The organism is Phenylobacterium montanum, from assembly GCF_018135625.1.
In the GTDB taxonomy this organism is placed as follows: domain Bacteria; phylum Pseudomonadota; class Alphaproteobacteria; order Caulobacterales; family Caulobacteraceae; genus Poindextera; species Poindextera montana.
The window spans coordinates 2,375,133-2,392,822 of sequence record NZ_CP073078.1 but is presented as its reverse complement, the minus strand read 5'-3'; the positions used below and the strand labels follow the sequence as shown (position 1 = coordinate 2,392,822).

Here is a 17,690-nt window from a genome sequence, read left to right as displayed (position 1 = left end):
CTTAAGGTAGCTCCGCCTGGATCAGGAACGGACCGGCTAAATCGAGGCCTTGTTGAAGCGCCGCCCGGAACGACTCGGCGTCTGCCGCCCGGACGGCTTGCACGCCGTAGCCCTGCGCCAGGGCGACCCAGTCAGCCCTGGGCTGATCCAGCTGTGTGAGCCGGTCGAGCACGGGCTGGTCCAGGTCCGCGCCTGAGCGGCGCAACTCCGTCTGAAGGATGCCGTACCGATGATTGGCCGCGATGATCACGGTGATCGGCAGGCCTTCCCGGGCCATGGTCCAGAGGGCCTGGAGCGTATAGTGCGCGCTCCCGTCCGATTGCAGCGAGATCACGCGCGCCTCGGGGCAGGCTATGGCGGCGCCCACGGCGCAGGGCAGGCCTTGGCCAATTGCGCCGCCGGTATTGGTCATCACCCGGTGTCGCCGCGCCCGGTGCGCCTGCTGCAGGAAGGGCCCGCCGAGCGTGGAGCCTTCGAGCGAGACGATCGTCCCTTCCGGCATCAGCGCGATCAGCGCTTCGACGATCGCCGCCGGCGAAAAGCCTGGGGGCGGGGCGGCCGGCGCTGGGGCGCGCGGCGCCGGGCCCGTCTTCGCGGCGCCCAGCTTGTCGGCCAGCTGCTCGAGCGCGAGAACGGTGTCGTCCTCTGGCGAGGCGAGCTCAGTCAGTCGGTCGGCGTGAACGAGCTGACTCGGCTGGCCCTCGTAGCCGAAATAGCTTATCGGCTCGCGAGCCCCCGCCAGGATCACCTTCGCGTCACCGAGCTGGCGAATGACATCGTCGGGGAAATAGGCCAGGCGCTCCAGGTGCGGGAGATCGCCGCCCAGATCCACGATCGCGGGATAGGGCTCCATGAGCAGCCTGGCGCCGCTGGCCTCTTGGATGCGCGCGGCGGCGCGAAGGCCCCGTTCACCGAGGGCGGCGCCGCCGATCAGAAGCACAAGGGGCCCCGGTTTGGCCATGAGCTGGGCGCAGGCGGCGACCTGGCCCTCAGGGACCTGGGCCGCCGGCCGCAGGTCTGGCGACGGGGCGGCGACGACCTCGGGCGCGGACCCTTCCATCACGTCGGTCGGCGCGATCAGGGTGACGATCGCGCCAGGCGGGGAAGCCGCCTTGCGGAAAGCGGCGGCGACGTCGCTGGCGACGTGCGCGGCGGAGTTCAGCCTGATCACCGCGCCCGACACCGGCGAGGCGAGGGACTCGATGTCTGAGGTCAGCGGCGCATCGAAGGGCAGGTGCCAGGTGGCATGGTCGCCGATGATGTTGATGATCGCCGAGTGGGCGCGGCGGGCGTTGTGCAGGTTGGCGACGCCATTGGCGAAACCGGGGCCCAGGTGCAACAAGGTCAGGGCTGGGCGGCCGCTCACCCGGGCATAGCCGTCCGCCGCGCCGGTGCAGACCCCTTCGAACAAGCCGAGCACCGGCCGGATCGCGGTCACTTCCTCCAACGCCCGAACCAGGACCAGCTCGGTCGTGCCGGGATTGGCGAAGCAGACCTGGGCGCCGAGCGCTTCGGCGGTGCGGAGCAGGGCGACCGCCCCGTTCATCGTCTCGGTCATGTCAGCCAGCTCGGCTCGACAGCCTCGATCGCCGCACTGAATTTGGAGACCAGCTCGTCGATGTCCTTTCGGGTGAACACCAGCGGCGGGGCGAAGACCAGGGTGTCTCCGAGGGCTCGGGTGATCAGGCCACGCTCGGCCGCCGCCTTCAGCACCTGGCGGCCTGTGCGCAGCTCGGGCTTGAAGGGCGCCTTGGTCGCGCGGTCAGCCACCAGCTCAATCCCCACCATGAACCCGCGGCCGCGAATCTCGCCGACATGGGCGTGGTCGCCCAGGGCTCGCTTCAGCGACTCGTGAAGATAGGGGGCGAGTTCGGCGACATTGGCGACGACCTTCTGCTCGTCGATCGCCTTCATGGTCGCCAGGGCGGCGGCGGCGCCGACCGGGTGGGCCGAATAGGTATAGCCGTGCCCGAACAGCCCCGCAGTCTCCGAGCCCTTTTCGATGACATCCCAGATCTTCGGCGAGACCAGGCAGGCCGACATCGGGAAATAGCCGCTGGTAATGCCCTTGGCCGCGGTGATCAGGTCGGGCTCGACGCCGATCGCCTGGCTGCCCCAATAGGTCCCGAGGCGGCCGAAGCCCGAGACCACCTCGTCCATGACCAGCAGGATATCGTGTGCGCGAAGGATCGGAACGATGGCCTCGAAATAGCCCTCGGGAGGGGCGATCAGGCCGCCGGCGCCCATCACGGGCTCGGCGAAGAAGGCGGCGATGGTGTCGGCCCCCTCGCGCGCGATCAAGGCCTCCAGCTCGGCGGCCAATTGTCGCGAGAATTCCCGCTCTGACACGCCGTCCGGGGCGTTGCGATAGTAATGTGGGCTCGAGACATGCAGGAACGGGCCCTGGGGCAGGTCGAACAGGCCGTGCATGCTCGGCAGCCCGGTTAGGCTGGCCGTAGCGACCCCCGAGCCGTGATAGCCATACTTGCGGGCGATGATCTTCTTCTTTTTCGGCAGCCCCCGCAGGTTGTTGTAGTACCAGATCAGTTTCAGCTGGGTTTCGTTGGCGTCGCTGCCTGACACCCCGAAGAACACCCTGGCCATGGGGACAGGCGCGCGCTTGAGCACCTCCTCGGCGCACTCGATGGCCACGTCGGTCGACATGCTGTTGAAGGCGTGGAAGTAGGAAAGCTTCCGGCTCTGGGCGGCGATCGCCTCGGTGATCGCCGGATGGCCGTAGCCCATGTTGACGCACCAGAGGCCCGCCATGCCGTCGAGGTATTCGCGCCCATGAATGTCGGTGACGCGCACGCCCTGGCCCTCGACCATGATGGTCGGACCGTCTCGCATCAGGTCAGCGACCGAGGTGAAGGGGTGGAAGAAGCTGGCGCGGTCGATCTGGCCCGCGGTCTGGATGTCGAGGGTCATGGCGCAACGGCTCCTGAGCTGTTCTGGGCTCCGAGGTGATCAAGGAAGCTTCGGAGATGCTGAAGGAAGGGATCCGGCGCGTCGTCGTGGACGTAGTGGCTGGCGCCGGGAATGGTGACGGAGGATATCTGCGGGTTGCGCCGGATCATCTCGCCGACGGTCGCCTCGGGGCAGAAGTCGGACTGGCCGCCGCGAAGGATGAGCGTCGGAACCTGCAACGCCTCGACGACCGGCCAGAGATCGACCGTGCGCGCCGGGTCCGGATTGAGCCGGACGCGGCTGATGCCGGCGGCGTCATAGCGCCAGGTGATCCTGCCGCTTCCGTCCTCGCGCAGGCTTTCGGCCAGGCGTTGCTCCAGCGCCTCTTCTCCGAGGCTGGGGCGCGCGCTACGCCAGTAGGCGCGGGCGTCGGTCCAGGTCTCGAAGGAGGCAGGAAGCGACGACATTTCGCGCATGATCCGCTCGGCGCCGGCGCCCTTGGCCGATGAGCCCGGGGCGATGTCCTCGATAACCAGGGCCGCCACGCGCGAGGGGTGGCGTGCCGCATAGACATAGGCGGTGGTCCCTCCCATCGAGTGGCCCACCAGCACGAAGCGCTCCAGCCCGAGCCCGTCGACCACGGCTTCGAGGTCGGCCAGATAGGCGTCGGTATAGTAGTTGGCCTCAGGGTCCCAGTCACTCTCGCCGCGGCCCCGCTGGTCGATGGCGACCAGCCGCCAGGTCGGGGACAGGGCCTGGGCCAGCGTCCGCCAGGTGGCGGAAAAGCCGCGCAGGCCGTGAAGCAGGACCATAGCCGGCCGGCCGGCTTCGCCCCATTCGCGAATGCAAAGCTGCAGACCGTTCACCTGTACGAAGCGCGTTCGTTCGTTCGCAAGAGGGGCCGCCGGTGGCGGCGGGCCGTCGGCGGCCGGCTGGTTCATGCCCATCATCCCCGTCAGTGCAGGCCGTCCTGGCCGACGATTTCCGCGTGGCGCAAGCCGCCCAGGCGAGCATGAAGTCGTCCGCGGGTCGCGACCGCGACGGCGATCACCACCTCGTCCGGACCCGGAGAGTCGGTGAAGGTCACCGAGACGGTGTCGTAGTGCGATCGGACATAGAGCGCGTCCTTGTGCGCCAGCGGTATGTCGATCGCCGTTCCGGGTCCGCCGCGCTTTCCCGAAGAGGGGACCCAGGACATGCCGCCACCCACCGCGGCGCGGACCGGCTCTGCGAAGGTCGTGGTCAGAAACGCATTGCCATGCTCGTATTCGCAGTTGACCCCCACGAGCGCGGCCTTGCCGTAGCTCTGCACCGCCCTGCCGTCCAAGCGGGCCTGCAGGCGCTGGGCGAACGCCTCGCCCAGATAGGCGGACTGGGCGATCACCTCTTCGAACGACTCCACGAAGGCGCCGGCGTGAGGATTGTCGATGGCCGCGGCTATGACGAGCTTCAAGAGGGGCTCGCCATCGGCCAGCCGCCCGGTCTCGAGCGCCAGGGTCTCCTCCTCGAAGGCATACCACTTGCGGATATGCAGGCCGTGGAAATTCGCAGGCCGATTGGGCATTGCGCTCCTCTCTGGATCTAGGTGCGGCGTCTCTTCGACGTCGGCGCTTGGGCTATCATTTGCACAACAATAAGTGCCGTTCAATTCAATAGTTGATTAAACGGAACAATTTGGACGAGCCCCTCCGCATTGATCCGCGACATCACACGGCCAGGCAGAGGTACTTGATCTCGAGATAGTCCTCGAGCCCGTAGCGGGACCCCTCTCGCCCGAGGCCGGACGCCTTCACCCCGCCAAAAGGCGCTGCTTCGGTGGAAATCAGCCCGGTGTTCGCGCCCACCATCCCGGTTTCCAGGGCCTCGGCGACGCGCCAGATGCGGCTGACATCCCGCGAATAGATGTAGGCGGCGAGGCCGACGGGAGAATCATTGGCCAGGGCCACGGCCTCGGCTTCGGTGTGGAAGCGAAGGACGGGCGCGACCGGTCCAAAGATCTCCTCCTGCACGACCGCCATGTCGCGCGAGACGTCGCAGAGCACGGTCGGCTGAAAGAAGCGTGGGCCGGCCGCATCCCGGGCGCCGCCGACCACCAGGCTGGCGCCCTGTTCGACGGCGCCGGCGACCAGGCGCTCGACCTTGGCGACGGCGCGCTCATCGATCAGCGGCCCGATGCGACTGTCGGCCTCCTGTCCCGGCCCGGCCTTGAGCGCGGCGGCGGCCGTGGCCAGGCGCTCGACGAAGGCGTCGTAGACGGGCGCCTCGACATAGAAGCGGTTGGCGCAGACGCAGGTCTGGCCGGCGTTGCGGAACTTGGACTCCAGGGCGCCGGCCACGGCGGCGTCGAGGTCGGCGTCGGCGAAGACGATGAAGGGCGCGTTGCCGCCAAGCTCCAGACCCAGCCGCTTAATGCCGCCTGCGGACTGAGTGAAGATCTTGGCGCCCGTCGCGGTCGATCCGGTGAAGCTGACCTTGGCGACCGCGGGATGGGTGGTCAGCTCAAGTCCGATCGCCTGCGGATCTCCGGTGACGACGCTGAAAAGGCCGGCTGGGAGGCCCGCCTCCTGTGCCAGGGCGCCGAGGGCCAGGGCCGAGAACGGCGTCTGGACCGCCGGCTTGAGCACAATGGCGCATCCCGCCGCCAGGGCGGGCGCAACCTTGCGGGCCGGCATGCTGATCGGAAAATTCCAGGGGGTTATGGCGGCGACGACGCCGATGGCCTGCTTGATCACCAGCAGCCGCCGGTCGCGCGACGGGGAGGGGATGATGTCGCCATAGGCGCGCCGGCCTTCTTCGGCGAACCATTCGAAGAACGCCGCGGCCGAGCGGACCTCGGCCCTGGCTTCGGCCAGCGGCTTGCCCTGCTCGAGGGTGAGCAACGCCGCGAGTTCCTCGACGCGCTCCTCGATCAGGTTCGCCAGGCGGCGCAGGACCCTGGCGCGCTCGGCCGCCGGTGTCGCCGCCCAGGCCGGCTGGGCCGCTCGGGCGGCCTCGATGGCGCATCGCGCGGCTTCGGCGCCGAAGTTGGGGACCCGGCCGATGATGCGGCCGCTGGCCGGATCGTCCACCTCCAGCCAGTCCTCGCCCGTGACCCAGCGGCCATCGACCAGGCAGGCCTCATGCATAAGTTCGATCATGACCTTCAGCCGTCAGAGGAACACGGCGCGCGAGAGGCCGCCGTCCACCGCGATGGATTCGCCGGTCAGTCCGCTGGCGCGGCGCGAGGCCAGGAACACGATCACGTCGGCCACTTCCTCAGGCTCGAGCATCCGGCGGATGGCGGCCGGATCGGCGGCCTCCCGTTGCACGAAGGCCTCGTAGGAAATGCCTTCCTTTGCGGCCATTTCCGCGAACCAGGTCTCGACGTGTTCGGTCCGCGTCACGCCCGGGTGGACGATGTTGACCGTGATCCCGTCCGGGCCCAGCTGGTCCGAGAGGGTCTTGGTCAGATGCACCAGGGCGGTGTTGCGCAGGCCGCTCAGCGCTTCGGTGGAGCGGGCGGTCAGGCCGCCGACATTGACGATGCGCCCCCATCCCGCCTTGCGCATGTGCGGCGCGCAGGCCTTGCACATGCGAAAATAGCCGACGAGCTTGATGTTGAGGTCGAGCAGGAGGTTGTCCTCGTCGGCCTCGTCCAGGGAATTGCGGACAAGGCCGCCTGGATGGGCGGCGCAATTGACCAGGATGTCCACGCCGCCGAACTGCCGGACGGTCTCATCGACGAGCTGGCGGGCGGAGAGATTGTCGCTGGTGTCCACCGGGATCGCGACGACCTCGCCACCGGTCTCGGCGCGGATCTTTTCCGCCGCCTGCTCCAAGGTCGTGCGCGTGCGCGCGGCGATGACGACGCGCGCGCCCTCGCCGGCCAGCTTGCGAGCCGTCTCCGCGCCGATGCCGACGCTGCCGCCGGTGACGATCGCCACCTTGCCCTTCAGGCCGAGGTCCATGCTGATGCTCCTGCTCTGTTCGTCTCGTCCGGGCCGATGGTCACGCGAGCTTGGCCCAGCAGACCAAAGTCGGCCACGAGTTCTTCGATTTCGCCCAATGGGGTTACGCCGGTGCAGCTGCCGCTGGCGACGACTTGCCCGGCCGTCAGGCTCTCGCCGCGCTGCGCCAGCCAGTTTGCGAGCCAGGTGATTGCGCGGCGCGGGTCGCCGAGGACGGCGGCGGTCGAGCCGCGTATGTCGTCGTGGCCCTTGCGGCGCAGCGTGACCGGCGCGCAGGTGAGGTCGGCGGACCGCCAGTCGCGCAGCGGCTCGCCGATCGCCAGGAGAGCGGCATTGCTGTTGTCGGCGACGAGCTCGGCGAGGCTCACGTCCTCCCATCCATAGCGGGAGCGGCACAGCTCGATACTGGCATGAGCGTTTTCGATGCGCGCCAGGACATCGGCCTCGCTGAAGGGAGCGGCAGCAGGGGGAAAGTCGGCGCCGATCAGGAAGGCGATTTCGGCTTCGGCGAACAGGGGGAAGGCGCCGGCCGCAATCGTGGCTGGGCTGCGAACGAGATCCGGGTCGGCCAGTGTGCCGACGATCGGCTCGGTGGTCTCGAACGCCTTCTGGGCGGGGGGGCTGGTCAGCCCGATCTTGTAGCCGGCGGTCCGGCGCCCGCGCAGCTTCCAGACATCGGCTTGCACGGCATAGCCATCCTGCAGGTCGAACTGCGCCGCGCGCCGCAAGGCGGGCGCAACCGGCCGGGCCGTCCCGTGAGCGTCGACGACCAGCGCCGTCAGCTCGAAAAGATGAGTGGAGATCACGGTCGCTCCGGCGCGCCTGCCCTTTGGTGGTCCAGATATGTCTTCATTGTCTCGAAAACGCAACTATATAAACAGAAATCAGCGATTGTTTCTTAAACGAGGTGGCGCTATAGGGTGGATCCAGACCGCGGGCGGGCCGACCGTTCGCCATTGCAGGAGCGTGAAATTGACGGCTTCCGTGCTCGAAACCGCCGACCGGATCCGGGCCGGCGTGCGTCAGGGGCCGCAGCGCCTGCTGATCGGCGCAGAACGGCTGGATGCGCAGTCGGGCGAAACCTTCCTGACCTACAACCCGGCGACCGGCGAGCCTCTCGCCGAAGTGGCCCGCGCCGCCAAGGCCGACATCGATCTGGCGGTGCAGGCGGCCCGCCAGGCGTTCGAAAGTTCGGGCTGGCGCAAGATGACCGCGATGGAGCGCTCGCGGCTTCTTTATCGCTTGGCGGACCTGATCGAGCGGGACGCGCACGAACTCGCCGTGCTGGAATGCCTGGATAACGGCAAGCCCGCCACCCTGACCCGGGCCGTCGAGGTCGAGGGCTCGATCAAGACCTTCCGGTATTTCGCCGGCTGGCCGACCAAGTTCGGCGGAGAAACCCTGCCGGTCTCGCCGCGCGGCGGTCTTGAAATCCTCAACTACACGACCCGCGAGCCGATTGGCGTCGCAGGGTTGATCGTGCCCTGGAACTATCCGCTTTCGATGGCGGCGTGGAAGGTGGCGCCGGCGCTGGCCGCCGGCTGCGCCGTCGTGCTCAAGCCTGCGGAACAGACGCCCTTGACGGCGCTCCGTCTGGGCGAACTGGCTTTGGAGGCGGGCTTTCCGCCGGGCGTGCTCAACGTCGCGCCCGGATTTGGCGAGGCGGGCGCCGCCCTGGTCGATCACCCCGGCGTGGACAAGATCGCCTTCACCGGCTCGACCGAGGTCGGCAAGGCCATCGTCCGCGCCTCGGCCGGCAATCTGAAGAAGGTTTCGCTGGAGCTTGGCGGCAAGTCGCCCCAGATCGTCTCGCCAGATGCGGACCTGGAGGCCGCCGCCGACGCGATCGCCCAGGGCATTTTCTTCAATCAGGGGCAGACTTGCACCGCCGGCTCGCGCCTCTACGTCCACGAAACCTGTCACGACGCCTTGGTCGAGGCGGTCTCCAGGCGCGCGGCCAAACTCAAGATTGGCGACGGCCTCGATCCGGAAACCACCTTCGGCCCTCTGGTTTCCCAGGAGCAATGGGATCGCGTCAGCAGCTATGTCGATATCGGGGCTAAGGAAGGCGCCCAGCTGGTGGCGGGCGGCGCCCGGCCCAAGGGCTTCGACCGCGGCTATTTCTTCGAACCGACCATCTTCACTGGCGCTGCGCCGCAGATGCGTATCGTCCGCGAAGAGATCTTCGGGCCGGTCCTGAGCGTACTTTCCTGGCGCGATCCGGAAGATCTCGTCCGTCAGGCCAACGATTCCGAATACGGCCTGTCTGCGGGCGTGTGGACCAGCGACATCAAGACCGCCCACAGGTTGGCCCGGGCCATCAAGGCCGGAACAGTCTGGGTGAACTGCTTCAACCTCATCGATCCGGCCACGCCGTTCGGCGGGTTCAAGCAGTCCGGCTGGGGCCGGGAGCATGGCCGCCAGGCCATGGAACTCTACAGCGAGACCAAGAGCGTCTGGATCAATCTGTCCTGACGAAGCCGCCGGCGGCCAGCGATTTGCCGCCGGCCAGAAGAGGGAAGTGGGAGGGCGAATGGAACCGCAACGCACCTTGCTGGTGTCGACGGATGGGCAGGCCGTCATCCGCAGCCATAACGACGGCGAAACCTGGCACCGGCTGACGATCAATCAGGACCTGGAATACGACGACTGCGTCCGCTGCCTGTTGGCGGACCCGCAGAACCCTGAAGCCGTATTCGCCGGCGCCGAACGCGGCCTGTTCAAAAGTGAGGACTGCGGCGTCACTTGGAACCGGATCGACAGCGTCCTCAACGACGTCGCCATCTGGAAGCTGGTCGCCGGGCCGAGCGATCCAAAGATCATGTACGCCGGCACCGGTTCCCCGTCTCGCGCCGCCTTCTACCGCTCCGCCGACGCCGGCCGGACCTGGGAGCAGACAACCCTTTTGATGCCGCCGAAATGCGCAGGCGTCAGCCGCCCGCGCATGCTGGCCATGGCCGTGGATCCTGAAGACCCGCGCGATGTCTGGGTCGGGGTCGAGGAGGGCGGCCTGTTCCGCACGCGCGACGGCGGTGACGAATGGGAGCGGATCGACGGTCGGTTCCCGCCGGCTCGGGGCAACTCGGACATCCACAGCGTGGTCGTCCTCCCCGGCGCTCAGAAGCGGATCGTGGTGGTTTCGGTCACCTCGATCTTCATTTCGACCGACGACGGACAGACCTGGCGCCGGCGCGACGTGAAGGACAGCTGGGGTATCTACTATTCCCGGGTTCTTGTGCAAAAGCCTGGAGCCCAGGGCGAGCTGTTTCTCGGCATCGGCGACGGCACGCCCGGCTCCACGGCCCTGTTCCTGCGCTCGCGGGACGGCGGCGAGACCTGGGAAAACGCGCCGTTCCCGGTGCAGCCCAACTCCTGTCTCTGGGCGATCGGCGTCAATCAAGCCGATCCCAACCTGGTTCTGGCCGGCACCAAGTTCGGCGATCTCTATCGCAGTCTCGACGGCGGCCTCAGCTGGCGCAAGGAATGGCGTGAGTTCAGCGAAATCACCGACTTGACCTGGCTGCCCGGGTCGCCGGCCAGTGGCGGAGCCAACCCCGATGTCCATGCCTAAGATCAAGCGTCTCGCCCACCTTGTGTTGTTCGTGAAGGACCCCGAGGCGTCCGCGGCCTGGTACTGCGATGTGCTGGGCATGACGATCACGGCTCGGGCGGCGTCCGGTCCCTATGCCGGGGGAATATTCCTCAGCTTCGGTGAAAGCGACCACGACCTGGCTGTCTTTCCCGGCGAGCCAGGCGCTTCCCGCGGCAAGGAGTTCGAACATTTCGGCCTCGAACTCGACTGCGGCGGCGACATCGACGAGCTTCGGCGCGTCTATGCGCGGCTGATCGAGAAGAAGGTTCGGATCCAGGAAATCCTGGACCACGGCGTCTCCATCGGCATCTATTTCCTCGATCCGGACGATCACATGCTGGAGGTGTTCGCTCAACTCACCCCGCAGGAAGGGGGTAAGGCGCGAGCGGAACTGAACCACAATGAGGGTCAGGCCGAGCCGATCGCGCTGACGCCGCTGGTCGAAGCATAACGCGCCGGTGGCGGGCTTCCGACAGCGATCGTTGACAATCTGCAAAAATCCACGATCCATGCGCCCATGGATGAAAAGTTAGATGTCGATAACGCCGTCGCGATGATGTCCTTCGCGGCGGTGGTGGACAGCGGCAGTTTCTCGGCCGCTGCAGAAGCCATGGGCCTTTCCAAGGCCGCCGTCAGCCGGCAGATCGCGCGGCTCGAAAGCAGTGTCGGGCTGAAGCTCCTCGACCGCACCACCCGCACGATCGCTCTGACGCCAGCGGGGCGGCAGATCTACGACCGGTGCGCGCGGATCGTCGACGAGGTCAACGAGGCTAACCAGGTCCTGGCCGGCATGACGTCCCGGCCGCGGGGCGAACTCAAGATCACCGCGCCGGTGGTCTCGTCTCTATTCCGCGTGACCGAGGTCATTCCGTCGTTCCTGAAACGCTATCCTGACGTGCGGGTCTATCTGAACCTGTCCGACAGCAAGGCCGACCTGCTGCGCGGCCGCTTCGACGTCGCCTTCTGGGTCGACGAGCCCTACGACACCGAACTCGAGGCCGTGAAGCTGTGCGATTTCGAGATGGCGCTCGCCGCTTCGACCGAATACCTGGACAGCCACGGCCGTCCGGCCACGCCGGCCGAGTTGAAAGAGCACCAGTGCCTGATCGAGAACCACCTGTCCCGGCCCGGCGAATGGCGGCTCTCAAATGACCAGGTGATCGCTGTCAGCCGTGGCCCCCTGACGTCGAACAGCGTTCGTGTGACGCGCGAGGCGATGCTTGCGGGGATGGGTTTGGCCTATCTTCCACGCTTCCTGATCGAGGACGACCTTGCCGCGGGACGCCTGGAACTGGTCCTGCCCCACCTGGTCTCCCATCGCCTGCCGCTCTACGTGATGTTCCCGAAAGGGCACTACGTGCTGTCCAAGGTGAAGGTTTTCGTGGATTTTCTGCAGAGCGAGATTGGGGGCGAGGCGAACGGCCTGATGACGCGACGCGCAGTTAGTAGCCTCACAAGCTCTCAAGATGCGCGATTTCGCATTTGAGGGCATCGATTTGAGCCACCAAGCGGTCGAGTTGCTTTTCTAGTTTGCCAATCATCGCCCGTTTGACGTGGAAGTTCGTTTCCGATCCCTCGTAGACAGCGAGGGCGGCGGGAATGTCCGCGAGGGGGAGACCCGCGCGACGGCATCGACCAATTATGGCAAGCCGATTGTATTGCTCCCTTGTATAGGTGCGACCTGACCACATCCGAACCGAACTGATTAGCCCTTTCTCTTCGTAGAACCGGGCCGCCCTCTGTGTGATATCGAGCTGTTGGCACGCAATGTTGATGGGCGTGGTTATCATTTCCGATAGACTCAAAGTGACTGTCAGGCTCCCAGTGTCATCTAAGCTCATTATGGCTCCGCTTCTGATTTCCGTATTCTTTTGACCTATTTTTGAAATTAGACCTCTGACGAAGACGTCTCCGTCCCGCTGAATGTGATTGAGGCGGGATAGCGGACGTCAACGTCGAAGCCTCACTCGCGCCTCTGGTTGCAAAATATCATGAATATGGCAGAAATAGAGACATAGTCGAAAAATATCAACAATTGATCAGCGCTGCAATGTTCTGGATTCGGCCAGAAGGGATCGCCCACTCGCAAGAGGGCGGCATAAGACGAAATCTGTTGCGCCTCGATGCATCAGTTCGCGCCAGCAGTGCAGTTCGGTGAGCAGGTCATCGTCGCGGGCAGCTTTCGGGCTCGATAATAGGACCGCCACGCATGACCGGGTCGGCTTGTCCTTTGCTTCAGGCGTGGCTGTTGCGGTGGCCCCTCACCACCCCGGTCCGCCAACCTCCGGAAGTGGTGAGATGCGCGCGCAACTACGCCGCCACGGCCGTTGGCCCGGGGAACAGTCCGAGCTGCAGCATGACGCCGAGGGTATCAAATGCCCCCCAGTGCTGCGACACGAGGCCCTCGGCATTGAAAGCGAAAATATCGACGCCGCTCGCTTCGAAGCGCTTGCCGGTCGCAGGCGCGCCCATGAACGGCCCGAGGTGGGTGCCGCTGGTCTTCAGATAGACGGCGAGCCTCTCGCCATCCGAGATCATGAACTTGATCGAGAGGTGGAGGTCGGGGAAGGCCTCGATGAAGACGCCGAGCACGCGCTTGAACCCGTCGTGGCCGTTGCTCATGCCCTCCGGCAAGCCGTAGGTTTCATGATCGATCCGATCTGCGGCGAGATACTGGTCGCAGAGGTCGAGACGACCTTGGTTGATAACTTCCTCAATAAGCCTACGGATGGTCGTCTGATTGCGTTCCTCGTTCGTGGATTGCATTCTCATTGTCCTCGCTCGGCTCTAGTTGTTCGACCGAAGGCCGCGCCTTCTGACCTAAGAGACGGCCGCCTGACCTTCGATCGACAGGCGCTGGAAAATAATTTGCGTCAGCCGGCCAGGCTCTCGCGCTTGCGTTCGAGCCAAAGCCGCTCCGCGGGGGATGTCGGCAACGCCAGGAGCGCGTCGTACGCGGCCCTCGCGTCCGCCGTGCGGCCGCTGCGCGCGAGGAGATCGGCGCGAACGGCATGATATGGGGGGAACGCCGCAAGCTGCGCGCCATCAAGGGCGTCGACTTCGCAAAGCGCGGCTTCAGGGCTTACCACCTCCGCGAGCGCCACCGCGCGATTGAGCCTGACAAAGGGATCGTCGCGCAGCCGTAGAAGGGTGTCATAGAGGTTGAGGACGGTCCGCCAGGGCGCCGGATCGAGGATCGTGCGACGTCCGCACCAGGCGCTATGGATCGCCGCCTGCAGCGTCCGGGGTCCGGAAGGTCCGAGCTCGGCGGCGCGCCGCAGGTAGGCGTCGGCCTCGTCGATGAGCGTCCGATTCCACTGCGTCGGGTCCTGCTCAGTGAGAGGCGCCATCGCCCCGGCGTCGTCGAGGCGTGCGGGCCGGCGCGCCTCGGCATAGCGAACGAGGGCCGCCAGAGCCAGGGCGTCCTCCTCCGCCGGGAGTAGATCGGCCAGGACCCGCGTCAGCTCGAGGATCTCGGCAGCGAAGCCCGCCCTGCGGCCTGCGCCCGCCGCGTCCGCATGGGCGCTGGCGTAGGCGACCTCCAAGGTGGAAAGCACAGAATCTAGCCGCGCCGGCCAGGCGTCGGGGCGGGGGATCTCGAAGGGAATCCGTGCCTCCGCGACCTTATTCTTCGCGCGCACGATGCGCTGCGCCATCGTCGCGACGGGCACGAGAAAGGCCTGGGCGATTTCCTCGGTTGCGAGACCGCACACCATCCTGAGGGTCAGCGCCACACGGGCCTCTCGGCTGAGCGCCGGATGGCAACAGACAAAGATGAGCCGCAGCCGTTCGTCTGGGATCAAGAGGTCCTCGTCGCTCATGGGATCCTCCGCCGCTGTCGCGGGCTCGCCGGCGTCGGGCTTTATCCGTTGGCGCGCCTTGCGCGCCCGCAACATGTCGATCGCGACACGGTCGGCCACACGGTAGAGCCAAGCGGCGGCATTACGCGGATGGCCCCGTTCGGGCCAAGTTCGCGCCGCCCGCAGACACGCCTCGGCGAACGCGTCTTCCGCCAGGTCGAGATCGCGGTAACGGGCCGTTAACGCGGCGAGCACTCGCGCGCCTGCGGTCCGCACCGCGCTCTCAAGAGCCGCCCGGCTCAACCTGCGCCCAGGAGAGGACGGATTTCGATCGCGCCATCGCCGGCCAAAGGCACCTTGCCCGCGATCTCGATCGCTTCATCCAGATCGGCTGCGTCGATGAGATAAAACCCGCCGAGTTGTTCTCGCGTTTCTGCGAACGGACCGTCGTGCACGCTGCGGGCGCCATTCTGCGTCCTCACCGTCGTCGCGCTGGCCGTCGTCTTCAGGCCCGAGCCGCCGATGCGCTTCGTGCCAAGCTCACTCGAAAAGGCCATGTGGCGCGCCACGATCGCGTTCAGCGCTGGGTTTCCGGGTTCCAGGCCGGCGGCGACTTCATTCTGGTAAATCAACAGAGCGTATTGCATCGGGACCTCATGGAGTTTGGGACAACGCTGCTGCGCCGCCAACAGACCAAAGACGGACGCTCCCTCGCAAATCGACACCGAGGCCAGAAATTTTTTAAGGCCGGCGGTCTGCGGAGTATGCCGCTGGGCTGTGACGAGCTTGCCGCCCCCCAGGGTGCGCCACGGGTCGGGGGCCCGAATTGCCGAAGATCGTTCTCTGCTGAAGGTTCGCCGCGCGGTTCGGAGAGGTCGATGCGCTGGCCCGCCGACAACCTGTTCTATTCGCCCAGCGCTTCGATCACCTTGGCGGCTGTCTCCGCGCCAGAGAAGTTTTGCTGGCCCGTGATGAGGTTGCCGTCGCGCACTGCGAACCCGCGCCAGAGCCCAGCCTGAATATAGTTCGCTCCGAGCTTCTTCAGCTCATCTTCGATGCGCCAGGGCATGACGCGCTTGTCGCGGGAAAGGAGGCCCATGCTCCAGACCGCATTGTCTGCGAAATCTTCCTCGACGTTCGCAAAGCCGGTGACGGTTTTGCCCTTCACCAGTGGCTCGCCGCTGGACAGTCGCGCGTACCGGAGGATCGCCGTTCCGTGGCAAAGGGCGGCCGCAACCTTTCCGGCCTCGTAGAACTCCACGAATTTATTCTGGAGCGCTGTGGCCCGTTCGAACGTGAACATCGGCGACTGGCCGCCCGCGACGACGATCGCGTCGAAGGTGTCGGCATCCAACCTCTCGACAGGAGTCGTCTGATCCACCAGTGTCGCCAGCCGGGGCGTGAGTATAAAGCCCATGCTGATGAGGTCCGTCTCTGAATAGCCGGACGGATCACGCGGATCGCTCATCGCGTCCGCTTCGCACTTGCCGCCATCTGGCGAGAAGATCTCGACCTCGTAGCCCTTCTCGGTGAACTCGAAATAGGGGTGCGAAAGTTCGCTCCACCAGAAGCCCACTGGCCAGCCCGTGGTCGAAGCGATCGCCGGGTTGGAGATGACGATCCCCACCTTCTTGCGGGCCTTCGGATTGACCAGGTTCGGGTCCCTGATGCTCAAAATATTTCTCCATCTAAAATGAAGCGACGTTCGGCGCCGAGTTTGTCGTCGGCTGACTGGGCCTCATGGGCGGCGCGCTCGCATCAGCCTGGGCCGCGCGGCGGCCCCCAGCCCCAAGCCGGCATCGGCCAATCGCCTTCCGGCGGCGGGACACCGGGCGCGGAGTTGATCACGGCCAAACGCGAACCCCATTCGAGATAGGCGACAAATGCGTCGCGAAAGGCCGGGTCGGTGGGAAGCCCGGCCTCGTCGGCTGTCGCGATCATCAATTCGACCCAGCGCCGCCGATGATCGTCGGTGATCGCGCGGCCGAGATGCTTGCGGATCATACCGGTGTGGCTGCCGCCCGAGCCGCTGTATTCGGTGGGTCCGCCGAACACCTCTGCGATGAAATCGGCGACATGCACGGCATGGTCGCGCGGCATATGCGCGAAGACCAGGGCCAGCAGCGGATCGTTCGGGACCTTTGCGTAGAAGGCCTCCGTCAGCCGGACGAACGCCTCGCGGCCGCCGGCCCATTCGGCGAGGCTCGGAGCCGGATCGACAGATGACGCCGCCAGGGTCTCGCAGCCGTTTCGGTCCGTGAACCCGTTGGATGCGTGCGTTCCATCGCAGTACGGCTTGGATGACGAGCAGCCGCATCGACAAAGCAGGCAATGAACCGAAGTGGCGAATGTGCGCCCTGTGCCGCTGACCATCTCCAGCGGCCCGCGCACCTCCAGCGGCCCGTCCCTGAGCGGGGTGACTTCGAGAGGACCATCGCGGGGAGACAACGGCCTTCGGTCGCCGGCCGGAGGTTCGCCGGTCGCCTCGAAGCCGACCCGCACGTGGCTGCCGTCGCAGTAGGGCTTGTTGTTCGACGCGCCGCAACGGCAGAGCGTGCGCCGTGTCGAGGGCTCCGTCTCGCCGGCCAAAACGATTTGCGCGTTGAACGCATAAGGTCCGTCCTGCCGAATTCGGAGCAAATTGACGGGCGGGCAGGGCTCCTCGAGAACCGGATCTGCGGCGCGGTAGGTGATGGCGCCGGAGGGACAATTGCGCGCCACGGCCGCCAGCGCCGGCGCATTCATAGCGTCGGGGTAGATCCATTCCCCGGGCGTGTTCGCCTTGAACACGTCCGGCGCGCTCAGAACGCAAAAACGCGCGTGGATGCATAGATTGCTGTCGAAGCGTATTTCCAGCTCCTGGCCGGTAGCGATCTCCGGAGGTGTCGATTCGATGGTCATTCTTGGGTCTCAGCCGTTCGTCCACCCTCCAAGGGCGGGTAAGTCCCTTTGGTTGTCGAGGGTTGGCGCCCGCCAGCATCTACCCGTCCGATTGCGAAGCGGCGCCCGCGCTCAAAAAGGGGCGGGAGAACAGCGCTCCCATCGACGGCCCCGCCTCGAGGCCCCAGTCGTAGAGCGCCTGTAAGACCGGCGCGAGCGACTCGCCCTTTGGCGACAGGGCGTAGCCTCCAGCGACCAAGCCGCTGTCTCGAACGACCAGACCGAGCTCTTCCAGCTCCTTCAGCCGCTGCGTCAACATCTTGTCGCTGAGCGTCGGGATCAGGGCTCGCAGCTCTCCATACCGCAACGGACCTTGTTTCAGATTTGACAGGATTACGATTTTCCATTTGCCCCCAAGCACATCGAGCGCGAACTCCACGGGACAACCGAAGCGCTTTGCAAGACGTTTGGCCATATATTTCCAACGCACCTTCTCTGCTTGATAATGTGCTCAGGAGACCGCCTCAACGCACCAAATGGTTCGTGCCCGGCTCCGAGTTCGAC

18 protein-coding genes are annotated in these 17,690 nt (G+C 66.0%); 4 read left to right on the top strand and 14 right to left on the bottom strand.

The window, feature by feature from the left end; translation table 11 throughout:
• Position 1: 1 nt before the first annotated feature.
• The 7 genes from KCG34_RS10730 to KCG34_RS10700 form a co-directional block, all read right to left on the bottom strand.
• Positions 2 to 1,558 carry an acetolactate synthase large subunit gene (locus KCG34_RS10730; protein WP_211940347.1) on the bottom strand — a complete coding sequence of 519 codons (1,557 nt, stop codon included), beginning with the start codon at positions 1,556 to 1,558 and terminating at the stop codon, positions 2 to 4.
• Positions 1,555 to 2,928 carry an aminotransferase gene (locus KCG34_RS10725; RefSeq protein ID WP_211940346.1) on the bottom strand — a complete coding sequence of 458 codons (1,374 nt, stop codon included), beginning with the start codon at positions 2,926 to 2,928 and terminating at the stop codon, positions 1,555 to 1,557. Before KCG34_RS10725 ends, KCG34_RS10730 begins: the two co-directional genes overlap by 4 nt.
• On the bottom strand, positions 2,925 to 3,848 hold the full coding sequence (locus KCG34_RS10720; RefSeq protein ID WP_211940345.1) for an alpha/beta fold hydrolase: 924 nt from the start codon (positions 3,846 to 3,848) through the stop codon (positions 2,925 to 2,927). Before KCG34_RS10720 ends, KCG34_RS10725 begins: the two co-directional genes overlap by 4 nt.
• A 14-nt stretch (positions 3,849 to 3,862) precedes the next feature.
• Entirely contained in the window at positions 3,863 to 4,471 is a 609-nt protein-coding gene (locus tag KCG34_RS10715) for an amino acid synthesis family protein (RefSeq protein ID WP_211940344.1), read from the bottom strand.
• A 142-nt stretch (positions 4,472 to 4,613) separates the two neighbouring features.
• Complete coding sequence (locus tag KCG34_RS10710; RefSeq protein WP_211940343.1) at positions 4,614 to 6,044, bottom strand: NAD-dependent succinate-semialdehyde dehydrogenase; 1,431 nt, start codon at positions 6,042 to 6,044, stop codon at positions 4,614 to 4,616.
• 12 nt (positions 6,045 to 6,056) lie between these two features.
• Positions 6,057 to 6,854 carry an SDR family NAD(P)-dependent oxidoreductase gene (locus tag KCG34_RS10705; protein WP_211940342.1) on the bottom strand — a complete coding sequence of 266 codons (798 nt, stop codon included), beginning with the start codon at positions 6,852 to 6,854 and terminating at the stop codon, positions 6,057 to 6,059.
• Complete coding sequence (locus KCG34_RS10700) at positions 6,839 to 7,660, bottom strand: 2-keto-4-pentenoate hydratase (protein WP_211940341.1); 822 nt, start codon at positions 7,658 to 7,660, stop codon at positions 6,839 to 6,841. Before KCG34_RS10700 ends, KCG34_RS10705 begins: the two co-directional genes overlap by 16 nt.
• 166 nt (positions 7,661 to 7,826) lie before the next feature.
• Between KCG34_RS10700 and KCG34_RS10695 the strand changes: the two genes are divergently transcribed.
• The 4 genes from KCG34_RS10695 (at position 7,827) to KCG34_RS10680 (ending at position 11,932) form a co-directional block, all read left to right on the top strand.
• A complete protein-coding gene (locus tag KCG34_RS10695) occupies positions 7,827 to 9,329 on the top strand; it encodes an aldehyde dehydrogenase family protein (RefSeq protein ID WP_249138298.1) in 1,503 nt (500 codons plus the stop codon).
• Positions 9,330 to 9,387: 58 nt separating this feature from the next.
• Positions 9,388 to 10,425: a WD40/YVTN/BNR-like repeat-containing protein gene (locus KCG34_RS10690; protein ID WP_211940339.1), complete on the top strand. Its 1,038-nt coding sequence runs from the start codon at positions 9,388 to 9,390 to the stop codon at positions 10,423 to 10,425.
• Positions 10,418 to 10,897 carry a VOC family protein gene (locus tag KCG34_RS10685; RefSeq protein WP_211940338.1) on the top strand — a complete coding sequence of 160 codons (480 nt, stop codon included), beginning with the start codon at positions 10,418 to 10,420 and terminating at the stop codon, positions 10,895 to 10,897. The genes KCG34_RS10690 and KCG34_RS10685 overlap by 8 nt, the downstream gene beginning before the upstream one ends.
• A 102-nt stretch (positions 10,898 to 10,999) precedes the next feature.
• Complete coding sequence (locus KCG34_RS10680; RefSeq protein ID WP_211940337.1) at positions 11,000 to 11,932, top strand: LysR family transcriptional regulator; 933 nt, start codon at positions 11,000 to 11,002, stop codon at positions 11,930 to 11,932.
• On the opposite strand, the gene KCG34_RS26145 is transcribed toward KCG34_RS10680, so the two are convergent.
• From KCG34_RS26145 to KCG34_RS10645, 7 genes are all read right to left on the bottom strand, one after another.
• Entirely contained in the window at positions 11,898 to 12,236 is a 339-nt protein-coding gene (locus KCG34_RS26145; protein ID WP_367576037.1) for a MerR family transcriptional regulator, read from the bottom strand. The genes KCG34_RS10680 and KCG34_RS26145 overlap by 35 nt on opposite strands.
• 520 nt (positions 12,237 to 12,756) lie before the next feature.
• Positions 12,757 to 13,212 carry an ester cyclase gene (locus KCG34_RS10670; protein WP_211940335.1) on the bottom strand — a complete coding sequence of 152 codons (456 nt, stop codon included), beginning with the start codon at positions 13,210 to 13,212 and terminating at the stop codon, positions 12,757 to 12,759.
• Positions 13,213 to 13,319: 107 nt separating this feature from the next.
• On the bottom strand, positions 13,320 to 14,501 hold the full coding sequence (locus KCG34_RS10665) for an RNA polymerase sigma factor (protein WP_249138297.1): 1,182 nt from the start codon (positions 14,499 to 14,501) through the stop codon (positions 13,320 to 13,322).
• Positions 14,502 to 14,545: 44 nt separating this feature from the next.
• Complete coding sequence (locus KCG34_RS10660) at positions 14,546 to 14,893, bottom strand: YciI family protein (RefSeq protein WP_211940333.1); 348 nt, start codon at positions 14,891 to 14,893, stop codon at positions 14,546 to 14,548.
• A gap of 257 nt (positions 14,894 to 15,150) precedes the next feature.
• Complete coding sequence (locus tag KCG34_RS10655; RefSeq protein ID WP_211940332.1) at positions 15,151 to 15,921, bottom strand: type 1 glutamine amidotransferase domain-containing protein; 771 nt, start codon at positions 15,919 to 15,921, stop codon at positions 15,151 to 15,153.
• Positions 15,922 to 16,004: 83 nt separating this feature from the next.
• The gene (locus KCG34_RS10650; RefSeq protein WP_211940331.1) at positions 16,005 to 17,147 is read right to left on the bottom strand and encodes a CDGSH iron-sulfur domain-containing protein; all 1,143 of its coding nucleotides are present in this window, start codon (positions 17,145 to 17,147) and stop codon (positions 16,005 to 16,007) included.
• A gap of 79 nt (positions 17,148 to 17,226) precedes the next feature.
• Positions 17,227 to 17,601: a winged helix-turn-helix transcriptional regulator gene (locus KCG34_RS10645; RefSeq protein WP_211940330.1), complete on the bottom strand. Its 375-nt coding sequence runs from the start codon at positions 17,599 to 17,601 to the stop codon at positions 17,227 to 17,229.
• Positions 17,602 to 17,690: the final 89 nt, after the last annotated feature.